The following is a 6342-nucleotide window of genomic DNA, read 5'->3' as shown; positions in this document are numbered from 1 at the left end:
AAACCATCGCCGGTCCTCCGGCGGACAAGAAAACTGTCACCCATGCTATCGGTCCATTCTGTTACCTATCTATCCGGTTCGGACATAACCCCCTTCTCCCCGTCACTATATGGGGAGAAGGTGCCGGCAGGCGGGGCGGCGCGACGCCAAGTGGCCCTCGCGCCTCGGCACAGTCACGCCAACGGCCACTGTCGCCGCCGCCAAGTCTGGCCCAACGCAAGTGGATTGGTCTGATCGGTCCGCACCCTTATTGTGCGACGCAATGAACGCCGCGCCCTTACGCCTTTCTCTCGCTGGCATGATCGCTATGGCCGTCGCCATGGGCATTGGCCGTTTCGTCTACACGCCGATCCTGCCCGGAATGATGGAAGAACTGCATCTGTCGCCGGCCGATGCCGGCTGGATCGCGTCGGCCAACTACCTCGGCTACCTCGTCGGCGCGCTTGCGGCGGCCGGCGGCTGGGCGCATGGGCGCGAGCGGCTGCTGATGTTTGGCGGCCTTGCCGCCAGTGCTGCGCTCGCCGCCCTGATGGGACTGACCGAAACGATGACGGCCTTCATCCTCATCCGCTTCCTTGCCGGTCTCGCCAGCGCCTTCGTCATGGTGTTCATGGCCTCGATCGTCTTCGGTCACCTGGCAGCCGCCAACAGAAGCGACCTGCAGGCGCTGCATTTCGGCGGCGTCGGCCTCGGCATCGCGGCATCCTCAGCGCTGATGGCGGTTCTGGTCACCGAACATGCCGGCTGGGCTTCGGGCTGGCTGTGGTCGGCAGCGATTTCCGCCGCCGGCCTTGCGCTCGTCGCCTTGCTCGCCGGCGGCACCGCACCTGGCAGCGACGTGGCCGACCGCGAACCGGCACTGCCGAGGGACCGGTCGTTGGCAAAAGTCATCGTTGCCTACGGCCTGTTCGGCTTCGGCTATGTGGTGACGGCGACCTTCCTGGTCGCCATCGTGCGCCAGGGCGGCGGCGGCCGCGTCTTCGAGGCAAGCGTCTGGATGGTCACCGGCCTTTCCGGCTTTCCCTCGGTCTGGCTGTGGCAGAAGGTAGCGGCACGGATCGGGCTTTATACCGCCTATGCCGTGGGCTGCCTGGTCGAGGTGGTCGGCGTCACCGCCAGCGTCGCCATCGGCGGCACCGCCGGGCCGCTGCTGGCGGGCGTCCTGCTCGGCGGCACCTTCATCGCCATCACCGCGCTCGGCCTGCAGACGGCAAGGCAGCTCGTGCCGGAGGCGCCGCGCCGGATTTTTGCGCTGATGACCGCTTCCTTCGGCATCGGCCAGATCGTCGGCCCGATCGTCGCCGGACTGCTGGCGCAAGCCTCGGGCAACTTCTTCCTGGCCTCGATCGTCGCTGCTGGCGTATTGCTGGTATCTGCTGGGATCACCTGGTCGGCCGCGCCAAAATCGCCATGATTGTGGTCTTGCTCGATGCCGGGCATCGGGTACGGGCATTTGCTTTCCACCTAATGTGTGACTTTATGCCCGCCGAACCCCGCTGATTTGCGCACCGACCGAGGATTTCACCACAGTGTTCGTATCCTTCTTCCCGCAGCCGAAGCTGTTTTTCATCTCGGCCGTCGTCTGGACTGCGGTTCTCGTGGCAGCCTGGTTCCTCGGTGCTGACCAGCTTGGCGCGTTTCTCGGCTTGCCTCCGGCTCTTGCCGACGCGCCGCCCATCATAGGCGTCTCGGTGTTCTGGTCGCCTCCGTTCCTCTGGTTCTACATCTACTATGCGCTTGGCGTTTTGATATTCTATGGCTTCTGGCACTGGTATTCTCCGCACCCGTGGGACCAATGGTCTATCCTCGGCAGTTCGCTGCTCCTGTTCACGACCTACTTTCAGGTGCAGGTAAGCGTGGCGATCAACGCATGGTATGGACCATTCTGGGACCTCATTCAGGGCATCGTTAGCAAAACGGTCAACGCAACCGAGGCTGATCTTTACGCTCAAATAATCACTTTCCTCGGTATCGCTCTTGTCGCGGTTACCGTGTTCGTTTTGACAAACTTCTTCGTCAGCCACTGGGTGTTTCGCTGGCGCACTGCGATGAACAATTACTACATGTCCTATTGGCCGAAGCTGCGCCATATTGAGGGCGCTGCACAGCGTGTGCAGGAAGACACGATGCGGTTTTCCAAGATAATGGAAGACCTTGGCACTAGCTTCGTCGATTCCATCATGACGCTTATCGCTTTCATGCCGATCCTGCTCAGTTATTCTAAGCATGTCACAGAGTTGCCATTGATCGGTCATGTTCCTCAGCCGCTGGTTTTGGCTGCGATCTTCTGGGCAGTCTTCGGTACAGTCATCATTGCGACCGCAGGCATCAAGCTTCCTGGCTTGCAGTTTCGTAACCAGCGCGTCGAGGCAGCATATCGCAAGGAACTCGTCTACGGTGAGGACGATCCGGCCCGGGCGCAGCCGCAGACCGTCGCGGAGCTGTTTGCGAGTGTGCGGCAAAACTACTTTCGCCTGTATTTCCACTATGTGTATTTCAACGTGGTCCGCTATCTTTATCTTCAGACCAACAACGTCTTCTCCTACTTCCTGATGGTGCCTTCCATGATCGCTGGAACGCTGACGCTGGGTCTCATCAACCAGGTCAGTTCAGCCTTCAGTCAGGTAACCAACTCATTCCAGTATCTCGTCAATTCTTGGTCGACGATTGTCGAGCTTCTGTCAGTTCACAAGCGCCTTCGCGCCTTCGAGGCGACGATTCGCGGCGAGCCGCTGCCCGACATTGACCGCCACTTCATGGAGCGTCAGGAACAGGCAAAGGAACCCGACCCGGCTTGATCCTATTTGCACAGACGGTTGGCGGCTCAGCCGCCCACCGCCGCCTGCCTCTCGCTACCACGTTGCCGCTGCACATAATCGCGAAAACTGATGCACTCGACATCTGATTTGACGCAGTTTTCGCCGGCAAAGCGCTCCAGCGCGTCCCAGTAGGCGCCGTTGTTCATCGGCGTGAAGTGGAAGCTGAGCACCAGCGGGATGCGCTTGCCCTGATATTGCCTGTCGAAGGCGGCGCGGAACGCCTGGTACGTCCGCTCGGTGAAGTCTGCCGCCTGGCTTGGCCGCTCGAAGCCGCCGGAATGCCTGACATAGAGATTGTAGTCCATGGCGATCACCAGCCTACCATCAGGGCCTTCCGGGATCTGCGGCAGCGAAAAGCGGGTCAAGCCGCCGCCGGTCGGCGGCTCGACCGGGCCTTTCGAAACGCCGCTGGCATCATAGTGGTAGCCGGCTTCAGGCAGGGCCTCATAGAGCCCTTTGCTGGTCGAGAGGTACGGCGCGCGAAAGCCGACAACGGCATGGGCAATATCGCGCCATCCCTTGGGCTCGGGTTCAATACCGTTGATCGCATAGGCGTTTTCCAGAATGCGCTCGAACGAGGCGAATTCCTTCAGCCAGTCGGCCTTGCTCCAGTCCTTGCCGTCGAAATGGCCGCAGCCATGGCTGGCGATGTCGTGGCCTTCCGAAGCGGCGAGCCCGATCTGATCGAGCCGATCGGCGACGTCCTGCTTCGAAGCGGCAAAGCCGATGTTGGATTTGCCCGCGGACTTGGCCGGAGCTGTGTAGTCGGCCCGCGTCTGCGGCGACAGCAGGAAGACGCAGGACAAAAAGTAGGTGAAATGCGCGCCGGTGCGCTTGGCCAGCGCCCGGCTGCGCTGCCATTGCGAGATCTCCCGGGCGCTATCGAACGAGATGATGACGATTTGCTTCGGCTTTGCCGGGGCAGGCGGCGCCGGCGGGTCGGCGAAAGCCGCACCAGCCATGGCAAGCACGGCTGAGGAAAACGCAACAACGCGGGACAAACGTGGCATCGGCAATCTGGGCTTGATCTGGAGGCAGTCCAAGCCGGCTATCGGCAAAATGTGGCGTGGGTGCGATCAACGTCGGCAGCTATGCGCCCGGCGATTAGCCGATTTTCCTGCCGAGCCCCTTCCATGCCCGCGAAATTTCGCTAAAACGCGGGCTCAAGAAGCGCCCCTGTTAGGGCAGCAATGGTTTTGATTGATGTCCGACGACAGTTTTATCCGCGAAGTCAACGACGAGATCCGTCGCGAGCAGGCGCAGGCGCTATGGGACCGCTTTGGTCCGGCGATCCTTGGCCTCGCCATCCTGGTGGTGCTTGGCACCGCCGCCTTCGTCGGCTACCGCTATTGGGACGAGACGCGCGCCAACCGCTCCGGCGATGCCTTCTCGCAGGCGCTGAAGCTTGCCAATGACGGCAAGAGCGACGAGGCGCTGACCGCCCTCGAACAGCTGGAAAAGGACGGCTACGGCGCCTATCCGCTGCTCGCCCGCATGCGCGCGGCGACCGTCAAGGCCGACAAGGGCGACTTTGCCGCCGCCGTCGCCGATTTCGATGGCGTCGCCGCCGACAACGCCATTCCCCAGGGCATTCGCGACATGGCGCGCCTGCGGGCCGCCCTGCTGCTCGTCGATCACGGCTCCTTCGCCGACGTCTCCAGCCGCGTCGAGGCGCTGACCGCCGACAACAACACGCTGCGCCACACAGCGCGCGAAGCGCTCGGCCTTGCCGCCTGGAAGGAAGGCAAGACCCAGGATGCGCTGAAACTGTTCGACCAGATCGCCGCCGATGACGGCGCCCCGCGCAACGCGCGCCAGCGGGCGACGCTGATGTCGGAATTGATCCGCGGCTCGGGCGCGTCATGATACGCATCGCCCAAAGCCTGCCCTCGGGCCTGACCCAAGGGCGCGCTGCGGTTTGGGCGATGATATGGATAGCCGGATGAGCTTCAAAGTCGCCATTATCGGCCGGCCCAATGTCGGCAAATCGACGCTTTTCAACCGATTGGTGGGACGGAAGCTGGCGCTTGTCGACGACACGCCGGGCGTCACCCGCGACCGTCGCGTCCACGCGGCCAAACTCTACGATCTGCATTTCGATGTCATCGACACCGCCGGTTTCGAAGACGCCGCCGCCTCGACGTTGCCCGGCCGCATGCGCGCGCAGACCGAGATCGCGATCCGCGAAGCCGACCTGATCTTCTTCACCATCGACGCCAAATCAGGCCTTTTGCCCGACGACCGCACCTTTGCCGAGATCGTGCGCAAATCCGGCAAGCCGGTCGTGCTGGTCGCCAACAAGGCCGAGGCCAAGGGCGCCCAGGGCGGCATGCTGGAGGCCTGGGAACTCGGCCTCGGCGAGCCGATCCCGGTCTCGGCCGAGCACGGCCAGGGCATGCCCGATCTGCGCGACGCGGTGATCGAGGCGCTGGGCAAAGACCGCGCCTTCGGCGAGGAAGAAGACGAGGCCGAGGACGTCGCCGCCAGCGAGGTGCTGATCGGCGAGGACATCACCGATCCCGACGCCGAACCTGCCTATGACGACACCAAGCCGATGCGCATCGCCGTCGTCGGCCGTCCCAATGCCGGCAAGTCGACGCTGATCAACGCGCTGATCGGCGAGGAGCGGCTTTTGACCGGCCCGGAAGCCGGCATCACCCGCGATTCCATCTCGGTCGACTGGGACTGGCATGGCCGTCGCCTAAAACTGTTCGACACTGCCGGCATGCGCCGCAAGGCCAGGATCCACGAAAAGCTGGAAGTGATGTCGGTGCAGGACGGTCTGCGCGCCATCCGCTTTGCCGAGATCGTCATCATCGTGCTCGACGCCACCATCCCATTCGAGAAGCAGGACCTCCAGATCGCCGACCTGATCATCCGCGAGGGCAGGGCGCCGGTCATCGCCTTCAACAAATGGGACCTGATCGACAATCCGCAGGAACTGCTGGCCGAATTGCGCGAAAAGACCACACGGCTTTTGCCGCAAGTGCGCGGCATCCAGGCGGTGACGGTTTCGGCCGAGACCGGGCGCAGCCTCGACAAGCTGATGGATGCCGTCATCAAGACGCACAAGGTGTGGAACAGCCGCGTTTCCACCGGCAAGCTCAACCGCTGGCTGGAAAGCATTCTTGCGCATCATCCGCCGCCCGCCGTCGCCGGACGCCGGCTCAAGGTCAAATACGTCACCCAGGCCAAGACCCGGCCGCCGGGTTTCGTCGTCCAGTGCTCGCGGCCCGACGCGATGCCGCAATCCTATGTCCGCTACCTCTCCAACAGCCTGCGCGAAGCCTTCGACATGCCCGGCGTGCCGATCAGGATAGCGCTGCGGACTTCGGACAACCCGTTCGCGGGGAGAGCGAACAAGCGCAAGTGAGCGGTGACGGTTGCGAAATTCTCCGCAAGATTGGCGGGGCAGCACCCCCCTCTGCCCTGCCGGGCATCCCCCTCAAGGGGGGAGATCAGCAGCCGCTGCGGCCGTTCTCACCTTGCAAGATCAAAAATTGGCGAAAGCGTTGATGACAGC

General features: G+C 62.9%; 5 protein-coding genes. 4 read left to right on the top strand and 1 reads right to left on the bottom strand.

Annotated elements, in window-relative coordinates; all coding sequences use genetic code 11:
• The first annotated feature begins 298 nt into the window (after nucleotides 1-298).
• Both NKI32_RS22955 and sbmA read left to right on the top strand, forming a co-directional pair.
• Nucleotides 299-1414, top strand: coding sequence for a YbfB/YjiJ family MFS transporter (locus tag NKI32_RS22955; protein ID WP_352626054.1), 1116 nt, complete (start codon nucleotides 299-301; stop codon nucleotides 1412-1414).
• Between the two features lie 115 nt (nucleotides 1415-1529).
• Nucleotides 1530-2798 carry a peptide antibiotic transporter SbmA gene (gene sbmA, locus NKI32_RS22950; RefSeq protein ID WP_353003706.1) on the top strand — a complete coding sequence of 423 codons (1269 nt, stop codon included), beginning with the start codon at nucleotides 1530-1532 and terminating at the stop codon, nucleotides 2796-2798.
• Nucleotides 2799-2824: 26 nt separating this feature from the next.
• Here sbmA and NKI32_RS22945 read toward each other — a convergent pair whose 3' ends face one another.
• Nucleotides 2825-3829 (bottom strand): polysaccharide deacetylase family protein, encoded by a 1005-nt coding sequence (locus NKI32_RS22945; RefSeq protein WP_023834492.1) that lies wholly within the window; start codon nucleotides 3827-3829, stop codon nucleotides 2825-2827.
• 193 nt (nucleotides 3830-4022) lie between these two features.
• Here NKI32_RS22945 and NKI32_RS22940 point away from each other — a divergent pair, with 193 nt between their 5' ends.
• Complete coding sequence (locus NKI32_RS22940; RefSeq protein WP_023729304.1) at nucleotides 4023-4685, top strand: tetratricopeptide repeat protein; 663 nt, start codon at nucleotides 4023-4025, stop codon at nucleotides 4683-4685.
• A gap of 76 nt (nucleotides 4686-4761) precedes the next feature.
• On the top strand, nucleotides 4762-6192 hold the full coding sequence (gene der, locus NKI32_RS22935) for a ribosome biogenesis GTPase Der (protein ID WP_023692116.1): 1431 nt from the start codon (nucleotides 4762-4764) through the stop codon (nucleotides 6190-6192).
• Nucleotides 6193-6342 lie beyond the last annotated feature (150 nt).

The organism is Mesorhizobium sp. M0761 (assembly GCF_040320205.1).
Taxonomy (GTDB): Bacteria; Pseudomonadota; Alphaproteobacteria; order Rhizobiales; family Rhizobiaceae; genus Mesorhizobium.
The sequence above is the reverse complement of the archived record's forward strand: the minus strand, read 5'-3'. Positions and strand labels throughout refer to the sequence as shown.